The sequence below is a fragment of the Streptomyces lavendofoliae genome (assembly GCF_014649735.1).
In the GTDB taxonomy this organism is placed as follows: domain Bacteria; phylum Actinomycetota; class Actinomycetes; order Streptomycetales; family Streptomycetaceae; genus Streptomyces; species Streptomyces lavendofoliae.
Window position 1 is genome coordinate 122,055 of the sequence record NZ_BMTP01000006.1, and the last position, 19,543, is coordinate 141,597.

16 protein-coding genes are annotated in these 19,543 nt (G+C 74.1%); 12 read left to right on the plus strand and 4 right to left on the minus strand.

Going from position 1 to position 19,543, the window contains the following annotated elements; genetic code table 11:
* Nucleotides 1–33 precede the first annotated feature (33 nt).
* A complete protein-coding gene (locus IE109_RS13415) occupies nucleotides 34–2,130 on the minus strand; it encodes a SpoIIE family protein phosphatase (protein WP_189551060.1) in 2,097 nt (698 codons plus the stop codon).
* 254 nt (nucleotides 2,131–2,384) lie between these two features.
* Here IE109_RS13415 and IE109_RS13420 point away from each other — a divergent pair, with 254 nt between their 5' ends.
* From IE109_RS13420 to crcB (IE109_RS13445), 6 genes are all read left to right on the plus strand, one after another.
* Complete coding sequence (locus IE109_RS13420) at nucleotides 2,385–3,257, plus strand: MBL fold metallo-hydrolase (protein WP_189551061.1); 873 nt, start codon at nucleotides 2,385–2,387, stop codon at nucleotides 3,255–3,257.
* A gap of 211 nt (nucleotides 3,258–3,468) precedes the next feature.
* The gene (locus IE109_RS13425) at nucleotides 3,469–4,785 is read left to right on the plus strand and encodes a phytase (RefSeq protein WP_189551062.1); all 1,317 of its coding nucleotides are present in this window, start codon (nucleotides 3,469–3,471) and stop codon (nucleotides 4,783–4,785) included.
* 126 nt (nucleotides 4,786–4,911) lie between these two features.
* Entirely contained in the window at nucleotides 4,912–6,225 is a 1,314-nt protein-coding gene (locus IE109_RS13430; protein ID WP_229890979.1) for a vanadium-dependent haloperoxidase, read from the plus strand.
* 114 nt (nucleotides 6,226–6,339) lie between these two features.
* Entirely contained in the window at nucleotides 6,340–6,555 is a 216-nt protein-coding gene (locus tag IE109_RS13435) for a hypothetical protein (RefSeq protein WP_189551063.1), read from the plus strand.
* Nucleotides 6,556–6,619: 64 nt separating this feature from the next.
* Nucleotides 6,620–7,030 (plus strand): fluoride efflux transporter CrcB, encoded by a 411-nt coding sequence (crcB, locus tag IE109_RS13440; protein WP_189551064.1) that lies wholly within the window; start codon nucleotides 6,620–6,622, stop codon nucleotides 7,028–7,030.
* Nucleotides 7,031–7,157: 127 nt separating this feature from the next.
* Nucleotides 7,158–7,532, plus strand: coding sequence for a fluoride efflux transporter CrcB (gene crcB, locus IE109_RS13445; protein ID WP_189551065.1), 375 nt, complete (start codon nucleotides 7,158–7,160; stop codon nucleotides 7,530–7,532).
* Between the two features lie 130 nt (nucleotides 7,533–7,662).
* On the opposite strand, the gene IE109_RS13450 is transcribed toward crcB (IE109_RS13445), so the two are convergent.
* The gene (locus IE109_RS13450) at nucleotides 7,663–8,223 is read right to left on the minus strand and encodes a hypothetical protein (protein WP_189551066.1); all 561 of its coding nucleotides are present in this window, start codon (nucleotides 8,221–8,223) and stop codon (nucleotides 7,663–7,665) included.
* A 531-nt stretch (nucleotides 8,224–8,754) separates the two neighbouring features.
* Between IE109_RS13450 and gad the strand changes: the two genes are divergently transcribed.
* Nucleotides 8,755–10,194 carry a glutamate decarboxylase gene (gene gad / locus IE109_RS13455; protein WP_189551067.1) on the plus strand — a complete coding sequence of 480 codons (1,440 nt, stop codon included), beginning with the start codon at nucleotides 8,755–8,757 and terminating at the stop codon, nucleotides 10,192–10,194.
* A gap of 48 nt (nucleotides 10,195–10,242) precedes the next feature.
* Nucleotides 10,243–11,112: a class II glutamine amidotransferase gene (locus IE109_RS13460; RefSeq protein ID WP_189551068.1), complete on the plus strand. Its 870-nt coding sequence runs from the start codon at nucleotides 10,243–10,245 to the stop codon at nucleotides 11,110–11,112.
* Between the two features lie 501 nt (nucleotides 11,113–11,613).
* Here the strand turns inward: IE109_RS13460 and IE109_RS13465 are convergent.
* A complete protein-coding gene (locus IE109_RS13465) occupies nucleotides 11,614–11,808 on the minus strand; it encodes a hypothetical protein (protein ID WP_189551069.1) in 195 nt (64 codons plus the stop codon).
* A gap of 857 nt (nucleotides 11,809–12,665) precedes the next feature.
* Here IE109_RS13465 and IE109_RS13470 point away from each other — a divergent pair.
* From IE109_RS13470 to IE109_RS13485, 4 genes are all read left to right on the plus strand, one after another.
* Nucleotides 12,666–13,583, plus strand: a complete 918-nt coding sequence (locus IE109_RS13470) for a S1 family peptidase (RefSeq protein ID WP_189551070.1) — start codon at nucleotides 12,666–12,668, stop codon at nucleotides 13,581–13,583.
* 266 nt (nucleotides 13,584–13,849) lie between these two features.
* Nucleotides 13,850–16,720, plus strand: coding sequence for a PQQ-dependent sugar dehydrogenase (locus IE109_RS13475; RefSeq protein ID WP_189551071.1), 2,871 nt, complete (start codon nucleotides 13,850–13,852; stop codon nucleotides 16,718–16,720).
* A 19-nt stretch (nucleotides 16,721–16,739) separates the two neighbouring features.
* Nucleotides 16,740–18,497, plus strand: coding sequence for a ThuA domain-containing protein (locus IE109_RS13480; protein WP_189551072.1), 1,758 nt, complete (start codon nucleotides 16,740–16,742; stop codon nucleotides 18,495–18,497).
* A 66-nt stretch (nucleotides 18,498–18,563) separates the two neighbouring features.
* Nucleotides 18,564–18,920, plus strand: a complete 357-nt coding sequence (locus tag IE109_RS13485) for a hypothetical protein (RefSeq protein ID WP_189551073.1) — start codon at nucleotides 18,564–18,566, stop codon at nucleotides 18,918–18,920.
* 85 nt (nucleotides 18,921–19,005) lie between these two features.
* Here IE109_RS13485 and IE109_RS13490 read toward each other — a convergent pair whose 3' ends face one another.
* Nucleotides 19,006–19,206 (minus strand): hypothetical protein, encoded by a 201-nt coding sequence (locus tag IE109_RS13490; protein WP_189551074.1) that lies wholly within the window; start codon nucleotides 19,204–19,206, stop codon nucleotides 19,006–19,008.
* Nucleotides 19,207–19,543: the final 337 nt, after the last annotated feature.

Below are 19,543 nucleotides of genomic sequence, written 5' to 3' on the forward strand. Positions count from 1 at the left end.
GGCGACCGCGACCCCGGCGTACCGCGCCGGGGGTCACACGCGGACGCGGGCCATCAACAGGGCGACGTCGTCGTGGTTGCCGCCGTGCCGCAGTTCGCGCAGGAGGCGGTCGCAGGTGTCCTCCAGGGACGGTTCGGGTGCGCGGAGAAGGTCGAGCAGCCGGTCCAGGCGGGTGTCGATGTCCTGGTCACGGGTCTCGACCAGGCCGTCGGTGTAGAGCACCAGCCGGTCGCCCGGTACGAGTTCGGTGGTGACGTCGCGGAAGGGCACGCCGCCCACGCCGAGCGGAGCACCGGTGGGGAGGTCGAGGAGCCGGGGCCCGGCACCGGCGCGGACCAGCACGGGCGGGGGGTGTCCGGCGGTGCAGAGCCGGCACTGGGCGCGGTGGGGGTCGTAGACGGCGTAGACGCAGGTGGCGAGGGAGGGTTCCAGGCCGGCGGTGATCTCGTCGAGGTGGCGGAGCACCTCGGCGGGTTCGAGGGCGAGCCGGGTCAGGGTCTGGGTGGCGGTGCGCAGCCGGCCCATCGTGGTGGCGGCGTTGATGCCGCTGCCCATCACGTCGCCGACCACGAGTGCGGTACGGCCGTCGTCCATGGGGATGATGTCGAACCAGTCGCCGCCCACCTCGCTGTTGGACCCGGCCGGCTGGTAGCGGGAGGCCACCTCGAGTCCGACGAGGTGGCGGGGCGTCTCGGGCAGGAGGCTGCGCTGGAGGGTCAGGGCGGTCTCGCGCTGCCGCCGGAACAGGCGGGCGTTGTCGATGCACACCGCCGCCCGGGCGGCCAGCTCGCTGGCGAGCAGGGCGTCGTCCTCGGTGAACGGGAACGGGTTGCGGGCCCGTTTGAGGTCGAGCGCGCCCAGCACCTCGCCCCGGGCGATCAGGGGGACGGCGAGGTAGGAGTGGACGCCGGCCCGGGCGAGGAGTTCCGCCGCCTGCCCGTCCCGGGCGATGCAGGACAGGGCGTCGTCGTCGACCTCGGCCACCATGACCGGCCGGGCGGTGCGGACGCAGCGGGTGACGAGCCGGTCGGCGCCGTAGTGGGCGGGTTCGCCCGGGACGTCGGCCGCGTCGACGGCGACGGTGGGGTACGCGGCGGCCACGGCCAGGGCCCGGATGACGGCCGGCCCGTCGGCCGGTACGCGGCCGGGGCGGCCCTCCAGCACGGTGTCCAGGATGTCGACGGCGGCGACGTCGGCGAGTTCGGGTACCGCGACGTCGGCCAGTTCGCGGGCGGTCTGTTCCAGGTCGAGCGTGGTGCCGATGCGTACGGAGGCGTCGGCGACCAGCGCCAGGCGGTCGCGTGCCCGCTCGGCCTCGGTGGCCGCCCGGTGGCGGTCGGTCACGTCGATCACCGAGACGGCCAGCCCCAGCACCCGGCCGGCCACGTCCTCCAGCCGGTACAGCGACACCGACCAGGCGTGGTCGTGGTCGGGGTCCGCCGGTGTACGGCCCACCATCTGGCGGTCGAGCAGGGGGACGCCGTCGGCCAGGACGGTCCGCATCGCCTCCTCGACCGCTTCGGCGTTGACGAAGGGGAGGACCTCCGCGATGCGCCTGCCCTTGTGCCGGTCGGCGCTCAGGCCGTCGATCCGTTCCAGCGCGGCGTTGACCCCGACGTACCGCAGATCGGTGCCCACGACGGCCAGGCCGATCGGGGACTGGTCCACCAGCCGGACCGACAGGGCCAGGTCGCGTTCCACCCGGCGCAGCGTCGCCTGGTCGGTGGCGAGGCCCAGGGCGTAGTAGTCGCCCCGGTCGTCCAGCAGCCGCATGTTGCGGAACTCCAGCATGCGCGCGGTGCCGTCCTTGCAGCGGACGGGGAACTCCCCCGACCAGGCGTCCCCGCTGCTCATCACGCGCTCGAACAGGTGGAGGACCCGGGCGAAGTGCTCCTCGTCGACCATCAGCCGGGCCGCGTACCGGCCCAGCGCCTCGTCGGCCGTGTAGCCCAGCAGGGCCTCGGCCTGCGGGCTCCACAGGACGATGCGCCCCTCGGCGTCCAGCACCACGGCCGCCACCCCGAGGACGTCGAGCAGCCCCTCGGCCGACGACGGCTCCGCCGCCCCCGCGTCCGGCCCAGGCCCGCCCGGCGTCCCGCGGTGGGCCGGGGTGCCCTCTGCGCCGCCCATGACCGCTCCTCTCCGTACCGCAACCGTGCCTCCATACCGGCGCGGGCGCACGCCGGTGTGGCCGAACGGCCGCCGGGGGGTACCACCGGCCGCGCCGGCCGAACGCCGCCCCGACCGGGGCCCCCGCGCCGGAGTGCGGGCGGGCGCGGGCGGGACCACCATGGAGGTGGGAGCCGGGACGGGTGCCTCCGGCCCCGCCTCCCGCACGCGGTCGCGAGCCTTCTCCACCTCGCCGGGGGGCGCGGAGTTCCACCATGACCATGCACAGAGTCGGCCGTGACATCACCGTCCTCGCGGACTCCCTCGAGGTGCCCGGCATCGGATTCCTGCCCGTCAACGCCTTCGTCCTGCACGCCGAACAGCCAGTCGTCGTGGACACCGGTCTTGGTCTGCCCGACCGGGACTTCCTGGAGTCGCTCGGCTCCGCGGTCGACCCCGCCGATGTGCGGTGGATCTGGCTGACGCACCCCGACCGCGACCACACGGGCGGCCTGTTCGCCCTGCTGGAGGCGGCTCCGCGGGCGCGGGTCGTCACCACGTACATCGGCGCCGGGATCATGTCCACGGAGCGGCCGCTGCCCCTGGACCGGGTCTTCCTGCTGAACCCGGGACAGTCCCTCGACGTCGGCGACCGTACGCTCACCGCGTTCCGGCCGCCGCTCTTCGACAGTCCGGCGACGGTGGGCTTCTACGACGACCGGGCGCGGGCGTGCTTCAGCTCGGACTGCTTCGGGGCGCCCATGCCGAGCGAGGATCTGGCCCGGGGGGACGACGCGGGTGCGCTGGTGCCCGAGCAGTTGCGGGCCGCGCAGCTGTTGTGGGCCACCGTCGACAGCCCGTGGGTGCACGCCGTCGACGTGGACAGGTTCCTCGCCACGGTGCGACCGCTGCGGGAGATGGACCCCGAGACCGTCCTCGGCACGCACCTGCCGCCGGCCACCGGGCTGGTGCCCCGGATGGTCGACACGATCAGCGGGGCGCCCGGGGCGGACCCGTTCTTCGGGCCGGACCAGGAGGCGCTGGAGCGCATGCTGGCGGGGTTCGAGCCCGGTGGACCGGCGCCCGGGCCCGTGCGGGCACCGGAGGACATGCCCGCCGAGACGCCGGCGCCGGGCGCGCCGACCTGAGCGGCGGACGGGCACGCCCGGACAGGCCCCGGGCGGGACGGCCGCGCCGCGCTCGCCCCGGCGCGGTGCGGCGGTCGGTTCAGCGGTCGGTTCAGCGGTGGTTCAGCGGTGAGTTCACGAGAGGAACACCTTGCGTAGGCGAACCGGTCACCGGGCCCGTCCATGATCGGCAGCGGTTTGCCATGCTCCCGACAGCAAGGGGTTACCTCTCGTGTTCAGGCTCCGTCCCGCCCGGTCGGCCGGTCTCGTCCTCGGTACGGCTCTGGCGGCGCTCGCCGCGGCCGTCCCCGCCGGCGCGCACCCGTCATCGGGCGCCGTCCTCGCCCTGCCCGGCGTCACCCCGCGCGCGGAGACCGCCACGCTCTACGACGACGAGGCGGGCGGCAACGCCAACGCCGACGACCCGGCGATCTGGCGCAACGCGGCCCAGCCGGACCGCAGCCTCGTCATCGCCACCGCCAAGGAGGGCGGCCTGCGGGTCTACGACCTCGACGCCCGCCAGGTACAGGCCATCCCCGCTCCCCCGGCCGCCGGGCCCGACGACGCCCCCGGCCGCTTCAACAACGTGGACCTCGTCCACGGCCTGCGCCTGCCGTCCGGCCGCGCCGACGTCAGCGTGACGACCGACCGCGGACACGACCGCCTCCGTATCCACCGCATCGCTCCGGGCCGCGCCGGCGGACCGCTCGTCGACGTCACCGACCCCGCCGCGCCGCCGGTGTTCTCGTCGAACCAGGACGAGATCAACGACCAGCAGACCGCCTACGGGCTCGCCACCTGGACCGATGCCGCGTCCGGCCGCTCCTACGCCCTGGTCAGCCGCCGCAACCGCACCACCGTCGCCCTGCTGGAGCTCACGCCCACCGCCACCGGAACGGTCACCTACCGGAAGGTCCGCACCCTGGACCTGCCCTCCGCCTTCCGCCTCCCCGACGGCACCTCCTGGACGCCCTGCGGCGAGCCGGACGAGCTGCCGCAGATCGAGGGCATGGTCGTCGACCCCGCGAACGGCATGCTGTACGCGGGCCAGGAGGACGTCGGCATCTGGCGCATGCGCGCGGACCTGACCGCCGCCCCCAAGCTCATCGACCGCGTCCGCGAGTACGGCGTTCCGGGCGTGTACGACGAGGAGACCGAGGAGTGCTCGGCCGGCACCGACCCGGGCTTCGGCGGCACCCGCCTGGCGGCCGACGTCGAGGGCCTGACCCTGCTCACCGAGCCCGACGGTGACGGTTACATCCTGGCCTCCAGCCAGGGCGACGACACCTTCGCCGCGTACGACCGTGAGCTGGAGGACGCCAACGAGTACGAGGGCGGGTTCCGCGTCACCGCCACGGCCGACGGCGCCATCGACGGTTCCGAGGAGTGCGACGGCGCCGCCGTCCTCAACGCCCCGCTCGGCACGAAGTACCCGCACGGCCTGCTCGTCGTCCAGGACGGCCACGACACGCCGGTGGACGGCGACCGTGAGGCCACCAACTTCGCGTTCGTCGACCTCGGCAAGGTCCTGGACGGCATCGACGACTGAGGCTGACTCCGAGCGGGTGGCGTGACTGCCCCTGACAGCGCAGACCCCGGAGGCGGAGCGATTGACCGCCCGCCCCGGGGTCTACAGCTGTTCGGGGAAGAGTCCGTCCGGTGCGAGGAGCTTGCTGTGCGACACAGGAGAGCGGGACGGCCGGGGTCACGCGCGGCCGTGGCGGTCGCCGCCATGACGGGGCTGGCGGCGCTGGCCGCCGCGGGCCCGCACGCGACCGCGGGGACGGTGGCGACCGGGCCGACGGCACGGGCCGGAGCCCCGGTGCCCGGCACGGTGATCACCGAGTGGATGGGCACCGTCGCCGGGACGGTGGATCCGGTGGGCGGGCTGACCACCCCGGAGGAGGCGGTGTGGCACGCGCTGGTCTCGACGGCCATGTACAACGCGGTCGTCGGCGTCGAGGGACGGTACGAGCCCTACCGGTGGGGCGCGCGCGGTCCCCGTACGGCGTCGGCGGAGGCCGCCGCGGCGGCGGCCGCGCACCGGCTGCTGCGGCTCTCGTTCCCGGCTGCCGCGCCCCGGCTGCGCGAGGTCTACGCCACGAGCCTGGCGCGGGTCCCGGACGGCCGGGCCGAGGACGAGGGCGTCACGTTCGGCGAGCGCGCCGCCGACCACCTACTGGCGCTGCGCGCCGGGGACGGGCGCGGCGCGCCGGTGCCGTTCGCGGCGCGTCCCGCGCCCGGGGTCTGGCGGCCCACGCCACCGGGCCACCAGCCGTTCGCCAGCGCCTGGCTGGCCCGGCTGCGCCCGATGCTCCTCGACTCCCCCGCCTGGTTCCGGCCGCCTCCGCCGCCCCCGCTCACCTCCGTCCGGTACGCGCGGGACCTGGCGGAGGTGCGGGCGTACGGCGCCAAGGAGGGCTCGGCCCGCAGCCCGTGGCAGACGGAGACCGCGGTGTACTTCACCGAACTCGACCTGCAGAAGGCGCTGGGCGACCACGCGGACCGGCACCGGTTCGACCTCGTCGACACGGCCCGGCTGTACGCGGCCGTCAACACCGTCCAGCTGGACGCGGTGGTCACCGCCTGGGACGCCAAGCTGACCTACGGCACCTGGCGGCCCGTCACCGCCATCCGGGAGGCCGGCCGGGACGGCAACCCGGCCACCACGGCCGACTCCCGGTGGGAGCCGCTGCTGCCCACGCCCCCGCACCCGGACTACCTGAGCGGCCACGCGGCGTCCGGCGGCGCGTTGACGGGCACCCTCACCGGCCTGCTCGGCACGTCCCGCATCGACCTGTTCCTGTCGTCCCGGGGCACCGGCACGACACGGCACCACCGTTACGCGCACGAGTACGACAGGGACGTCGTGAACGCCCGCGTGTGGGGCGGCATCCACACGCGGACCGCCGACACCGTCGGCAACGCCGCCGGGCACCGGCTGGCCGCGTGGGCCCTGGAGCGGTACTTCCGGCCGGTGCGCGGCTGACCCGTGCGCGACCGGCCGGCGGCTGCGGCATACGGGTGAATACGGCATACGTCCGTCGCCGGACGACCGTTACGCAGTCCGACCCCGGTCGCTACGACGATAGGAAACGAACCCATGATCAAGCAGGTTCTCGCCGCCGCCGGCGTCGCCGCGGCCGTTCTCGGTGCCTCCTCCCCCGCGGCATCCGCGGTGGGCGACCGCGAGCTGCACACGCAGAACGGCAACTTCTCGACGCAGTCGTACGGCAACACCGGCAGTCCGGAGCCGCAGAGCGCCGGGCGCGCCCTGACCGACTCCGACCTCCGCCCCCTGGACGGCCTGGGGCGGTAGCGGCGCGTTACGCTGACGGCCGAGATCGACCCGGGGCTGCCCCGGCCGGTGGGGATGGACGTACATGACAGCGTGGCGGGTGCAGGCCCCGGTGGTCGCCGTGGTGGCGCTCGGCGGGGCGGTGGGCGCCTCGGCGCGCTACGCCGCGTCCCTGGTCCGGCCCACGCCCGTGGGCGGCTTCCCGTGGACCACCCTGGGCGTCAACGTCCTCGGCTGCGCGCTGATCGGCGTGTTGATGGTGGTGGCCGGCAGGGCCCGGGCGGTCCACCGGCTGGTCCGCCCGTTCCTCGGCACGGGGGTGCTCGGCGGGTTCACCACGTTCTCGACGTACGCGCTGGACGTCCGGCAGCTCGTCGAGGGCGGCCGATTCCGGGCCGGGCTCGCGTATCTCGTCCTCACGCCGTCGGCGGCGCTGGTGGCGGTGGGCACGGCGGCGTGGCTGACGCGCCGCGTACTGACGTGGCGGCAGGCATGACCCGGCCCGCGGACGACCAGGAGCGCGCGCGGGCGTTCCCGCCGCCGCCGGACGGTTTGCACGGGGACGGGCCGGTGGTGCCCGGCCCGCGCGAGGTGGCGCGGTACGCCGGTGGGGGGCGGGTGCGGTGACCTGGCTGTGGGTGGTCGCGGGCGCCGCGGTCGGGGCGCCGTTGCGGTACCTGACCGACCGGGCCGTGCAGGCGCGCCACGACTCCGCCTTCCCGTGGGGCACGTTCACGGTCAACGTGGTGGGCTGCCTGGTACTGGGCCTGGTGACGGGAGCGGTCACGGCGGGGGCCGCCGCGCCGGAACTCCGCCTGCTGCTGGGCACGGGGCTGTGCGGGGCGCTCACCACGTACTCGACGTTCTCCTACGAGACGCTGCGGCTGGTGGAGGGTGGTGCGTCCCTGTACGCGGCCCTGAACGTGGCCGGCAGCGTCGGCGCCGGTCTGGGCGCGGTCTTCGCCGGTGCGGCGGTGGCGGAGACGGTCTGGGGCTAGGGCGTGTCTTGCGGGTCCCGCCGGTTCCCCGGCCGGGTGGCGCGGGTGCCGGCCCCGCCGTCCTCCGGCGACCGGAACCGGCACACCGCGAGCCGCACCGGGTGGTGCGGGGGGCGCCGGTTCCGCGCCGTCACTGGGCCGCACTCTCGCAGGCGGCGATCTTGGACAGGAGTTGTTTGTCCAGCAGGAGCAGGGCGGTCAGCGCGTGCCGCGACGCCACCGCCAGGAGGCCGGGGTCGGCCGCGCGCCCGGTGCCCCGGTCCGGGCCGTCATCGCGCGGGGGATCGCGGAGCGAGTCCTCCAGTTCCGTCAGCGGCCGGTCGAATCCGCCGCACATCACGGCGGCCGTCCGCAGGGCCTGGACCAGTTCCGCGTCGAGGTCGTCGGTGCCGCCGGTCTCCAGCAGCGCGCGTATGAGGTGGCTGATGTGGAGCAGGCTGTGCAGCCTCCGCACCAGCTGCGGCCAGGGCTCGTCGTGAGTTTCCGGGGTGCTCCAGGCGGCCCGGGCCGCCTGGATGTCCTGGTGCAGTTCCCGTGCGATCCGTATCTCGGCCCGGCGCGGCCGTTGGGCCTTAAGGGCCCAGGAGATGCCCGCGTCCGCTGCCGCGTCGTAGGCGGCGAGCCGCAGTCGCACGAACCGGTCGGGCGCCGCGCACGCGTCGATGCCCTCGGTCAACTCGGTGTCGTCCACGGGCGGACCGTATCGGCAGGGGCGGCTCCCGCGCACCCGTCCGGCCCGAACCTGTTACGTACCGTGGCTCATTGGGGCTCCTGCCGTCGCGTTGGGTGTCCGGCCGGGTACGGATGAGAACGTTTTGGCCCACGCTCCAGGGGGTGGGCGGTGACCCCGCCGCTCACCCGGTGTGCACGGCGGCCCACCGGTGACACGCGGGTCGTCGCCGACGGGAAGCTCGGCCGTGCGGCCCCCGGCAAGGGCGACTTGCGGGAGTACGTCCTGTGCGGCCGGGCGTATCGGAAGCCCCGGGTCCCACCTCGAGGAGGGCACCGGGACGACCGGCCCGCCGTCGGCCGCCCAAGCCCGGGCATGGCTTGTCGCCGGGTCCGGGCGGCCGACGCGGGTTCCGGCCCCGGCGTGGGCCGGGGCGTCGGGCCGTCGGCGTTGGGCCATTCCGGGGGGAAGCGCACGGCCGGCGGGCCGGGCGCCGGACGGCGGGGAATGGCGTGGAGGCACGGACCGATCCGTGTGGAAGGACGTCGAGCGATGCCCCTGAACCCCGTGGACCGGTCCCGGCACGGCACGCGGCACAGCCGCGACCTCCAGCTCAACCCGCTCTTCAGCCGGGAGCCCGTCACGGTCCCCCGTCACGCGCTGCCCGACGGGGCCATGGATCCGGACACCGCCTACCAGCTGGTGCACGACGAGCTGATGCTCGACGGCAACGCCCGGCTCAACCTGGCGACCTTCGTCAGCACGTGGGCGGAGCCGCAGGCGCAGCGCCTGATGGCCGAATGCGCCGACAAGAACATGATCGACAAGGACGAGTATCCGCAGACGGCGGAGCTGGAGACGCGGTGCGTGCACATGCTGGCCCGCCTCTGGCACGCCCCCGACCCCGACCGGGTGATGGGCTGCTCGACCACGGGGTCGAGCGAGGCGGCGATGCTGGCCGGGCTGGCGCTCAAACGGCGGTGGCAGCACCGGCGCAGGGCGGCGGGGAAGCCGGTGGACCGGCCCAACCTGGTGATGGGCGTCAACGTCCAGATCTGCTGGGAAAAGTTCGCCGACTACTTCGAGGTGGAGCCCCGTTACGTCCCCATGGACGGCGACCGGTACCACCTGACGCCGGAGACCGCCGTCGGGCTGTGCGACGAGAACACCATCGGGGTCGTCGCGGTGCTGGGCTCGACGTTCGACGGCAGCTACGAGCCCGTCGCGGAGATCGCGGCCGCTCTGGACGCCTTCGAGGCGCGTACGGGCCTCGACGTACCCGTCCATGTGGACGGCGCCTCCGGGGCCATGATCGCCCCGTTCGTCGACCCCGCTCTGGAGTGGGACTTCCGGGTGCCGCGGGTCGCGTCGATCAACACGTCGGGGCACAAGTACGGCCTGGTCATGCCGGGGGTCGGCTGGGCGCTGTGGCGGGACGCCGACGCGCTCCCGGACGACCTGGTCTTCCACGTCAACTACCTGGGCGGCGACATGCCGACCTTCGCGCTGAACTTCTCCCGGCCCGGTGCGCAGGTGGTCGCGCAGTACTACACCTTCCTGCGGCTGGGTTTCGACGGCTACCGCCGGGTCCAGCAGACCTGCCGGGACGTCGCGACGCGGCTGGCGGCGCGCATCGCCGAACTCGGGCCGTTCGAGCTGATCACGGACGGCGGTCAGGCACCGGTGTTCGCCTTCAGGATCCGGGAGGGAGTGGGGACGTACAGCGTCTACGACGTGTCCGCGGCGCTGCGGGAGCGCGGCTGGCTCGTGCCCGCCTACACCTTCCCCGAGAACCGCACCGACCTGGAGGTGCTGCGCATCGTCGTGCGCAACGGCTTCGGGCACGACCTGGCGGACCTGCTCCTGGACGACCTGCGCCGCGTCCTGGCACGGCTGGAGCGCCAGCCCGGCCCGCAGCGGGACGCCGACGACGCGGGCGGATTCGCCCACGGCGCCGAGACCAAGGATCCGAGGCGGCCCGGGAGGCGCTGAGCACGGGCGCCGCCGTCCGCCGAGGGCCGTCGAGAAAGGAATTCCCGCATGTGCCGACTGTTCGGGCTGAGCAGCGCCCCGCGGCGCACCCATGCCACGTTCTGGCTGCTGGACGCCCCGGACAGCCTCCGGGACCAGAGCCGGCACGACCCGGACGGCACCGGCCTCGGGTACTTCGACGCCGACGGCACCGCGCGGGTCGACAAGGCGCCCATCGCCGCGTACCGCGACCGCGCCTTCGCCGAGGAGGCCAGGCGGGTCCGCTCCGCCACGTTCCTGGCCCATGTGCGGTTCGCCTCGACCGGTGCCCTGGAGACCCGCAACACGCACCCCTTCCTCCAGGACGGGCGGCTGTTCGCCCACAACGGGGTCATCGAGGACCCGGAGGCGATCGACGCGGAGCTGGGCGAGGACCGTGCGCTGGTGACCGGGGACACCGACTCGGAGCGGTTCTTCGCGCTGATCACCCGGAGCGTACGGGCCCACGACGGCGATGTCGCCGCCGGGCTCGAGGCGGCGGCCCGCTGGGTCGCCCGCCACCTGCCGCTCTTCGCCCTCAACCTGATCGTGACGACGCGCGACGAGCTGTGGGCCCTGCGCTACCCGGACACGCACCGCCTCTATGTCCTGCACCGCCCGGCCGGCGGCCACCACGGCGACCGGCACCTCGACCACAGCGGCGCGCAGGGCCGGATGCGCGTCCACTCAGCGGAGCTGACCGGCGCCCCGGCGGTCGTCGTCGCCAGCGAGCGCATGGACGACAACCCCCACTGGCGGCTCATGGAACCGGGTGAGCTGCTCCACGTCGGGGCGGACCTGGGCGTCACGAGCCGCATCGCCGTCCCCGACCGCCCGGCGCACGAACTGGGCCTGGCGGATCTGCGCCCCACGGCGGCGGCGTCGCAGTCGGCCGGCTAGGACCTGTCCTGCCGATCCGCTCCGGCCCGGCCCGGAGCCGCCCGGAGCCGGAGCCGGAGCCGGATGACGAGGGCGGCGAGCCTGACCATGCCGGCCGTGAACCGACGAAGACGTCCCCCGCGCCTGATCGTGACGCCAGGGCCTGACGGACGGACAGCGACTACGCGGCTCTCGATGCGTGGCTGCGGCGGCCGGGGTGATCTCGGCTCGCGGGGCCGGGACGATGCCGGTGGGTGTCTTCGCGGGCCGGCGCCCTCACCGAGCCCCGCATCCGTTGCACCTGTCTGGGCCGCGGCCGGCTGTCTCCCGGCACCGTGGCACCGAGGCGTGTGCGGAGGCGGCCTGCGCGTACGACGCGGCGCGGCCCGTACCGGGCGGCGCGTAGCGGACACCCCGGCCCGTACGGCCCGGCCCGGTCCGGCGCGTACGGGCAGGGCGGCGCGGGGCGCGCACGCGCCGGTGCCGACGGCTCCGGCGCGGCCGTGGGCTCGCCCGGCGCCGTCAGGAGGCGGAGTCGCCCCGGCGGTGCCGGGCGTTCTGCACCGACTCCTGGCCGGTCCTGCTGGGCGTGAGGGTGTCCGCCGCTTCCTTGTCGTGTTCGTCGGGCCCCCCGTCGTCGAGCCGCAGCTCGGCTTCCTCGAACTCGTCCAGTACCTCTTCGGCGGCGGTCTCGGGCTGGTGGTCGCGGTCCTTCATGTCTCTCCTTCACCCGGCTTCACTGGTGTCTCCCGACTTCCTCGCCACCCGGTGCTTTACACCCCTGGTCACGCCTCCGGCGTCGTCGGTGCGCCCGGGCGGTCGCGGCCCGCCCCGCGCCTCGGCCGGGTCGGGGGCCGGGCCGGCCGACCTCCTCCCGACCCGCGGGGCACTGCCGTCGAGAGGCCGATGGACGGGATTCGGACACGGTGGACCGCTGGGCGAACGGGAGCGATCGGCGCATAAGGACGCCCGCCGGGGTCCTCCGCCGGCCGCCTCCGGCCCCTCGGTACCGCCGGCGCGCCGGGCCGCCGCCGCCCGGGGGCCGGAGCCGGCCGTCACGGGTGCCGGTTGCGGGAGCCACTGCAACGCCGGCCGCCGTGCAGGCGCGCCGGCACCCGGCGAAGCGGACTGATTCGGTCCGGTCGGGGGCGCCCGCCTCCATCCCCCGGTTGAACGCTGAACAGCGTCGAACGGGTCGTTCGACGGCCGGCCACGCCCCCGCTCCCCCGCCCGGCCCGCCGGACGCCGGCCGGGTCACCGGACGGGCCGGTGAACGCTCAGCAAACGTTTCCCCGCTTTGCTCCCCGCCCCTCCGGACACCCCGGCCGACCGGCCGCGGCACCGCCCCGCCGGGCACCCGCGATCCCTCGACCGACCGCTCGAGCACGCCCGGCCCGACCGACGCGCGTAGCGCGGCCAAAAGGCGATCTTGCCCGGGCAGCCGACCGGAGCCCAGGATTCCTAGCGCGCCGCTTGTCAGGCACATGCCGGTCACCCCCCGTCGTGAGCCGGCTTCCGGCGCCCTGTCGGGCCCGCCCACCCAGCGGGCCACGGATCCCCCACCGGAGGATGCAGTGAACTTCAAGCGCTTCACCCCCCTCGGCGGCATCGCGAGAGGCGCCCGGCTGACCGCCGTGGCCGCCGCCCTCCTGACCGCCTCCGCGCTTGCGGCCCCGAGCGCCGGCGCCGCCCCGGTCGACGGCGCGCGCACCACCGCCGCCCAGCTGGCCGAGGCGAGCGACGCCGTCCTCGGCGCCGACGTCCCGGGCACCGCCTGGTACACGGACACCAAGACCGGCAAGCTCGTCGTCACGGCGGACTCCACGGTGTCCGCCGCCGAGCTGGCCCGCATCAAGGAGGCCGCCGGAAGCCGCGCCGGCGCGCTCGAGATCAAGCGCACGCCGGGCACGTTCAACAAGCTCATAGCGGGCGGCCAGGCCATCTACGCGGGCGGCGGGCGCTGCTCGCTCGGCTTCAACGTCCGCAGCGGCAGCACCTACTACGCCCTGACGGCCGGTCACTGCACCAACATCGGAAGCACCTGGTACACCAACTCGGCGAACACCACCGTGCTCGGCACCCGCACAGGATCCAGCTTCCCCAACAACGACTACGGCATCATCCGTCACTCCAACGCCTCGGCGGCGGACGGCCGCGTGTACCTGTACAACGGCAGCTACCGTGACATCACGGCCGCGGGCAACGCCTCCGTCGGCCAGTCCGTCCAGCGCAGCGGCAGCACCACCGGTCTGCGCGGCGGTACGGTCACCGGTCTCAACGCGACCGTCAACTACGGCAACGGTGACATCGTCTACGGCATGATCCAGACCAACGTCTGCGCCGAGCCCGGCGACAGCGGCGGCGCCCTGTTCTCGGGCACCACCGCGCTGGGCCTCACCTCCGGCGGCAGCGGCAACTGCTCCAGCGGCGGCACCACGTTCTTCCAGCCGGTCACCGAGGCGCTGAGCGCCTACGGCGTGAGCGTCTTCTAAGCACCCGCGCACAGCGCGTCCCATCGGCGGTCCGCCTCCCGGCGGACCGCCGATTCTTTGTCCCGGTGCAGGAAGAAGTTCCCGAAGCCCCCGCGAAAGGGGTTACGCAACCGGACCGGGCCCGCTAACTTCACTGCACCGAACCGGTCATGAGCCGTGACCGGCGCTCTTCCGGCGCGACGGCGCGCGCCTGTGCTCCCTCCTGCGTTCTCCCCGCGGTCCCACACCCCTGGCCGCGGGCTTCCCCACCGTCCCGGGAGACTCCTGTGCGCACAAGACCGGAACGACCCCGCCGGAAGCCGGCCCTCCTCCTCGCCGCGGTGCTCGCGGCGGGCTTCCTCACCCCCGCGACCACGGCCGCCACCGCCGCCGCGCCCCCGGCGCCGGCCCGGGCTCACGCCCCCGCTCCCGCCGCCGTCGCGGCGGAGGAGTTCCAGCAGGTCACCCTCGCCAAGGGCGTGGCCGAGACGGGCGAGCCGATGACCATGGCGGTCCTCCCCGACCGCTCGGTCCTGCACACCTCGCGCGACGGCACCCTGCGGATCACCGACGCCGCGGGCACGACCAGGGTGTCGGGCAGACTGGACGTGTACTCCCACGACGAGGAGGGCCTCCAGGGCGTCGGCGTGGACCCGGGCTTCGCCACCAACCGCCACGTCTACTTGTACTACGCGCCCAAGCTGTCCACCCCGGCCGGTGACGCCCCCGGGGACGGCACGGCCGCCGACTTCGCTCCCTTCGACGGGGTGAACCGACTGTCGCGGTTCGTGCTCCGCACGGACGGCACCCTCGACCCGGCCAGCGAGCGGAAGGTCCTCGACGTGCCCGCCTCACGCGGGATCTGCTGCCACGTGGGCGGCGACATCGACTTCGACGCCCAGGGCAACCTGTACCTGTCGACCGGTGACGACTCCAACCCCTTCGCCTCCGACGGATACACGCCGATCGACGAACGCGCCTCCCGCAACCCCGCGTACGACGCCCAGCGTTCGGCGGGCAACACCAACGACCTGCGCGGCAAGGTGCTGCGGATCAAGGTGAACGCGGACGGCTCGTACTCCGTCCCCACCGGCAACCTGTTCGCCCCCGGCACCGCGAGGACCCGGCCCGAGATCTACGCCATGGGCTTCCGCAACCCGTTCCGGATGAGCGTCGACAAGCCCACGGGCATCGTCTACGTCGGGGACTACGGCCCCGACGCCGGCACCGCCAGCCCCACCCGCGGCCCGGCCGGCCAGGTCGAGTTCAACCGCGTCACCAGGGCCGGCAACTACGGCTGGCCCTACTGCACGGGTAAGAACGACGCCTACGGCGACCACGACTTCGCCACCGGCGCGACCGGCGGCAGGTTCGACTGCGCCGCGCCGAGGAACACCTCGCCGCGCAACACCGGCCTCACCGACCTGCCGCCGGCGCAGCCCGCGTGGATCCCGTACGACGGAGGCTCCGTACCGGAGTTCGGCAGCGGCTCGGAGTCGCCCATGGGCGGGCCGGTCTACCGCTACGACGCCGCCTCCACGTCCCCGGTCAAGTTCCCGCAGAGCCATGACGGGAACTTCTTCGCCGGCGAGTTCGGCCGCAAGTGGATCAAACGCATCGCCCAGGGCACCGACGGCACGGTCCAGTCCATCAACGCCTTCCCCTGGAACGGCACCCAGGTGATGGACATGGCCTTCGGGCCGGACGGGGCCCTGTACGTACTGGACTACGGCACCGGCTACTTCAACGGCGACGCCAACTCGGCGCTGTACCGCGTCGAGCACGTCACCGCGGGCCGCTCCCCCGTCGCCCAGGCCACGGCGAACCGCACCTCGGGGCAGGCGCCGCTGACCGTGGCGTTCTCCTCGGCCGGCAGCTCCGACCCGGACGGCGACCCGCTGACGTACGCCTGGAGGTTCGGCGACGGCGCGGGCTCCACGGCCGCGAACCCGTCGCACACGTACACCGCCAACGGGCAGTACACCGCGACCGTCACCGTCTCGGACGGCACCGGACGCAGCGCCACCGCCTCCCTGCAGGTCACCGTGGGCAACACCGCGCCGACCGTGCGGCTGGAGCTGCCGGCCGACGGGCGGATCATCGACCCGGGCGCCGCCGTTCCGTTCCGGGTCACCGTGACCGACCCGGAGGACGGGACGATCGACTGCTCGAAGGTCAAGGTCACCTTCATCGTCGGGCACGACAGCCACGGCCACCCGCAGACCTCCGCGACCGGCTGCTCCGGCACCGTGCAGACCATCGCGGACGGCGAGCACGACCCCAACGCGAACATCTTCGGCGTCTGGGACGCCGAGTACACCGACAAGGGGGCGGGCGGACAGCCCGCGCTGACCGCGCACGACCAGCACATCAGCCAGCCCAGCCACCGGCAGGCCGAGCACTTCGGCGGCTCCTCGGGCGTCCAGGTCGTCACCCACGCGCCCGCCCACGGCGGCCGGACGGTCGGGCACATCGAGAACGGCGACTGGATCTCGTTCACGCCGTACGCGCTCGACGACGCCACCCGGTTCACCGCGCGGGTCTCCTCCGCCGGCACCGGCGGCACCCTGGAGGTACGGGCCGGCTCACCCACCGGAACCCTGCTGGGTACGGCGGCGGTGCCGGTGACGGGCGGCTGGGAGACCTTCCAGGACGTCTCCACCGCGCTCTCGAACCGCCCGGCCGGTACGACGACGCTGTACCTCGTCTTCAGGGGCGGGGCCGGCTCGCTGTTCGACGTGGACGACTTCCGGCTCACCACCGGCAGCGCCGGTCCCCGGACGGGTGCGGTGAGGGGGGTGAACGGCAAGTGCGCCGACGTCGCCGGCGGGGCGAGCACCGACGGCACCCACATCCAGCTGTGGACCTGCGCCACCGTCCCCGCCCAGCAATGGACCCTCCCCGGCGACGGCACCCTGCACGCCCTCGGCAAATGCCTCGACATCAGCGGCGGCGCCACCACCGACGGCACCAGGATCCAGCTCTGGACCTGCAACGGCACCACCGCCCAGCAATGGACCCCCCACACCGACGGCACCCTGCGCAACCCCCGCTCCGGCAAATGCCTCGACGCCGAAGGCGCCACCTGGAACGACGGCACCCGCCTGCACCTGTGGACCTGCCACACCGGACCCAACCAGAAATGGACCCTGCCGTAGCAGGAGAGGAGGCGTAACCATGCGTACCACCCTCACCAAGGCCGGCTGCCTGCTGGCGGGCGCGCTCCTGTGTGTCGCCGGGGCGCCCTCGGCGGTGCCGCCGGAGCGGGCGGCGGCACCCGCGCCCGCGCCCCGCGTCACGGCGGCGGATCCGGCGTACAAGATCCTCGCGTTCTCCCGGACGGCGGGCTTCCGCCACTCGTCCATCGACGACGGTCTGGCCGCCCTGCGCGAGCTGGGCGGTGGCAACGGCTTCACCGTCGACGCCACCGAGGACGCGCAGGCGTTCACGGCCGGCAACCTCGCGCGGTACGAGGCGGTCGTCTTCCTCTCCACCACCGGAGACGTACTGAACACGGTCCAGCAGACCGCGTTCGAGCAGTACATCCGGGCCGGTGGCGGCTACGTCGGCGTCCACGCCGCGGCCGACACGGAGTACGACTGGCCCTTCTACGCCGGTCTCGCCGGCGCGCTGTTCCACTCGCACCCGCACAACCAGAGCGCGACGGTGAGGGTGGAGGACCGTGCCCACGACGCCACGGCGCACCTCGGCCGCACCTGGCAGCGGTTCGACGAGTGGTACAACTACCGCTCCAACCCCCGTACCACCGCACACGTCCTCGCCTCGCTCGACGAGTCCAGCTACGCGGGCGGCACCATGTCCGGCGACCACCCGATCTCGTGGTGCAAGGACTACCAGGGCGGTCGCGCCTTCTACACCGGTGGCGGGCACACCGACGAGTCGTACACGGAGGCCGCGTTCCGCCGGCACCTGCTCGGTGGCATCCGGTGGGCGGCCGGGATGACCGAGGCCGACTGCCGCCCGGAAACGGGATACGTACCGCTGTTCGACGGCTCGGGTACGGCGGGCTGGAAGCAGGCCGGACCGGGGTCGTTCACGCTGAACGACGGCACGCTCACCTCACAGGGCGGCCTGGGGATGCTGTGGTACTCCGGCCGTGAGCTGACCGGCGACTACTCGCTGAAACTGGACTGGCGGACGGACGGCGACGACAACTCCGGCGTCCTGGTGGGCTTCCCCGCCTCCGACGACCCCTGGTCGGCGGTGAACAACGGGTACGAGATCCAGATCGACGCCACGGACGCGGCGGACCGCACGACCGGGGCCGTGTACGGATTCCGGTCGGCGGATCTCGCGGCCCGTGACGCCGCGCTCAACCCGCCGGGCGAGTGGAACACCTACGAGATCCGGGTCACGGGAGAGCGCCTGGAGGTCTTCCTCAACGGGCGGAAGATCAACGACTTCACCAACACCGATCCGGCGCGCAGCCTCGCCCAGGGCCACATCGGTTTGCAGAACCACGGCGACGGCGATCAGGTGTCGTTCCGCAACGTACGCGTCAAGACCTCGGGCACCACACCGCCGCCCGGTCCCCGGACGGGTGCGGTGAGGGGGGTGAACGGCAAGTGCGCCGACGTCGCCGGCGGGGCGAGCACCGACGGCACCCACATCCAGCTGTGGACCTGCGCCACCGTCCCCGCCCAGCGATGGACCCTCCCCGGCGACGGCACCCTGCGCGCCCTCGGCAAATGCCTCGACATCAGCGGCGGCGCCACCACCGACGGCACCAGGATCCAGCTCTGGACCTGCAACGGCACCACCGCCCAGCAATGGACCCCCCACACCGACGGCACCCTGCGCAACCCCCGCTCCGGCAAATGCCTCGACGCCGAAGGCGCCACCTGGAACGACGGCACCCGCCTGCACCTGTGGACCTGCCACACCGGACCCAACCAGCAATGGGCCCTGCCCTGAACGACCCGCCCGGAATATTTCGCATTTCGGGGCATTGCCCGGGCCTCCGGGGTGAGACGTAAGGGTATGGCAGTGGATTCCGGACGCAACCAGGACGTACTCGTCGGCATCAAGCCCCGCGCCCAGGTCGAGGCGGCGCACCAGCGACTCGCGCACAAGGCCGCCACGCCCGGCCTTCGGACGCCCTTCTCGCTGGGCGCCGTGTCGGCCTACGAGTGGGCGCTCGGGCGGGCCTCGGAGGCCCCGGTGACGGGGGCGGCCGGCACCGGCCGCGTACCGTCCAGCCATCTGCTCACGGCCGAGCTGGACGCGGCGGTGGTGCAGCTGGGCGACCCGACCCAGTCCGCGGAGGGCGCGGCCCACGTCCGCGGCGTCCACGACGCGCTGGCCTGGGTCTGCGGGCTGATCGACGAGCAGCCCTGACGCGCGGGCGCCGGACGGCGTGCCGGGGCCGGCCCGGGGCACCGGTCGGCGGCGGACCGCGTGGCAGGCGGGGCTTCCCGCCCGCTCATATGGACGCGGGCGGGAAACCCATGCCCATACCCATGCCCGGGTACCCGGCCGGCCGGCCCACGGCGCCGAAGTCCAGCGCACGCGTCAGCTGCCTGAGTGTCTCCTCGGCCACCCGGCGCACGTCTGCGGGGACGTCGCCGCGCTCCTGGATGAGGCGGTCGTAGATCGGCGCGTCGCCTCGCACGGCGGAATCCATGTCGAAATACCTTTCCGAAGGGGTCTGTTGCTCGCTCACCGCCGCTGCGGGCAGCGGTGGACGAGTGTACGGGGCATGACCGGGCGCGGTACGCGCAGCCCGGTCCCGTCCGGGCCGCGCTGCGTCGGCTAGCAGATACCGGGCGGTGGCGCAATCCCCCCGCGCTCCGCCCACGGCCGCCCGGAGTGTGGGGCGCGTGGACATACCGAGCGGTATCAGGGGAGCCCTACGGTGCGGGGATCCCCCAGGCATGTCCCTCCTCCCTCCCCCCAGGAGCCGCCCGTGCCCACGCCGTCGTCCCGCCGTTCGCCCGCCGCGCGCCCGTCCTGGGCCGTGC

What these genes read in the sequence shown, in the direction of transcription:
- IE109_RS13415 (WP_189551060.1), bottom strand. Translation starts at nt 2,130, where the DNA reads ATGGGCGGCGCAGAGGGCACCCCGGCCCACCGCGGGACGCCGGGCGGG.
- IE109_RS13420 (WP_189551061.1), top strand. Translation starts at nt 2,385, where the DNA reads ATGACCATGCACAGAGTCGGCCGTGACATCACCGTCCTCGCGGACTCC.
- IE109_RS13435 (WP_189551063.1), top strand. Translation starts at nt 6,340, where the DNA reads ATGATCAAGCAGGTTCTCGCCGCCGCCGGCGTCGCCGCGGCCGTTCTC.
- crcB (WP_189551064.1), top strand. Translation starts at nt 6,620, where the DNA reads ATGACAGCGTGGCGGGTGCAGGCCCCGGTGGTCGCCGTGGTGGCGCTC.
- gad (WP_189551067.1), top strand. Translation starts at nt 8,755, where the DNA reads ATGCCCCTGAACCCCGTGGACCGGTCCCGGCACGGCACGCGGCACAGC.
- IE109_RS13460 (WP_189551068.1), top strand. Translation starts at nt 10,243, where the DNA reads ATGTGCCGACTGTTCGGGCTGAGCAGCGCCCCGCGGCGCACCCATGCC.
- IE109_RS13465 (WP_189551069.1), bottom strand. Translation starts at nt 11,808, where the DNA reads ATGAAGGACCGCGACCACCAGCCCGAGACCGCCGCCGAAGAGGTACTG.
- IE109_RS13480 (WP_189551072.1), top strand. Translation starts at nt 16,740, where the DNA reads ATGCGTACCACCCTCACCAAGGCCGGCTGCCTGCTGGCGGGCGCGCTC.
- IE109_RS13485 (WP_189551073.1), top strand. Translation starts at nt 18,564, where the DNA reads ATGGCAGTGGATTCCGGACGCAACCAGGACGTACTCGTCGGCATCAAG.
- IE109_RS13490 (WP_189551074.1), bottom strand. Translation starts at nt 19,206, where the DNA reads ATGGATTCCGCCGTGCGAGGCGACGCGCCGATCTACGACCGCCTCATC.